The sequence below is a fragment of the Pseudoalteromonas sp. SR45-6 genome (assembly GCF_014163545.1).
Classification (GTDB): Bacteria; Pseudomonadota; Gammaproteobacteria; order Enterobacterales; family Alteromonadaceae; genus Pseudoalteromonas; species Pseudoalteromonas rhizosphaerae.
In genome coordinates, this window is sequence record NZ_JACJDM010000141.1 from 1 (window position 1) to 1,282 (window position 1,282).

Below are 1,282 nucleotides of genomic sequence, written 5' to 3' on the forward strand. Positions count from 1 at the left end.
GGTTTTAACTCCTCAGGAAATCCGTGTTTTTCTGTTATATCTTTATCTATTTTGAAGTAGTGCTCTATTGATTGATATAAGTGTGTCCCAAGCGGGATTGATGTATCCATAAAGGTCATGGCTGTTGCATATTGCAGCGAATCCCACTGACGATTAAAACCACCTACGTAAAATGTCGGTTTAGTGAGTCTATAATGCTTAGGGTACTTTAATGGCACCATGAGAGACACAAACACGCGTGAACCACCACGGGCTGAGCCTACATTGCGCTCATTTGCACCAAAACAAACAATGTCTTCGTAAGGTAAATAAAACGGTTTTCTAAACAAAGTATGAGGGGTTTTTACAAGCCCGGTATGGCGATTAAAATAAAACTTATCTCGGTGCGATAATATGGCGCGGTGTTTTAAAGTGAAAAAACCCAAACCAAAGAGCGTCACATAGATTGAAGCCATCACCCAGAAATATTCAAACCCGTTCATAAAAATCGCAAAAATATGAAATAAGAAAGTCAATAAAGCCAGGCTCGTACAACCAAAGCCAAGAATAGTAAATAAGTTTGACCATCCTCCAAACCATGAAATAGCCAATTGTTGCCCATCAGAGCGAACCCAGTGCCCCTCAAGCGTTGAGCCACTATCTGAGGATGAAAGCTTTGCTGTATATTCATCAGTAAAACGCTTACTTTTAAATGTGCGGGTTTTAAACCCGCAGCCATTGAGTGCTTCTGCTTTTCTTAGTCGCGTCTCATAACTGTCTTTATGTAAATAATCTCTTGGCAGTTGTTCTTTATAAGTTTCTCTATCATCAAAGTATTTGCTTCTGTTTTCGGCTCTCCTTTTATTTTCTGCAGCTTTTTCGGGGTTATTTTTTCTAAACTCTTCTAATCGCACCACTGCTTTTTCATCTAACGCCAGTTGTTTGATGGTTTTGTCTTTTGCTCTTGCAGGATCTCGACCAGGATTTTCAGCACACCACTGGTTAATTGCGTTAATACGGTTTTCTCGTTTAATTTTTTTCCGTTCTTCATGAGTTAAACCGTCTTTTTGTTCAGCAAAATAGCGCTCAAGATCCTCATCACTAATAAGGTTATCAATTAAGTCATCAAGTTCGCTTGATTTCTCTGAGCTTTTATCATTACTACTCATTGTTACTCCTTTATTTGCTGTACTTCTTGTAAATTTTTTATAACTTAGCTTTTTATAACTTAACAATGGCTTGGCTGATTACTTGGCCAACGAAATTAAGATGACACCCATCTTAACTATTCAGAGTGAATATC

1 protein-coding gene is annotated in these 1,282 nt (G+C 38.1%); it reads right to left on the reverse strand.

The features are described 5' to 3' along the window. The coding region (locus H5158_RS22535) for a hypothetical protein (protein WP_182740966.1) at positions 1 to 1,148 on the reverse strand (1,148 nt) is incomplete at its 3' end. Positions 1,149 to 1,282: the final 134 nt, after the last annotated feature.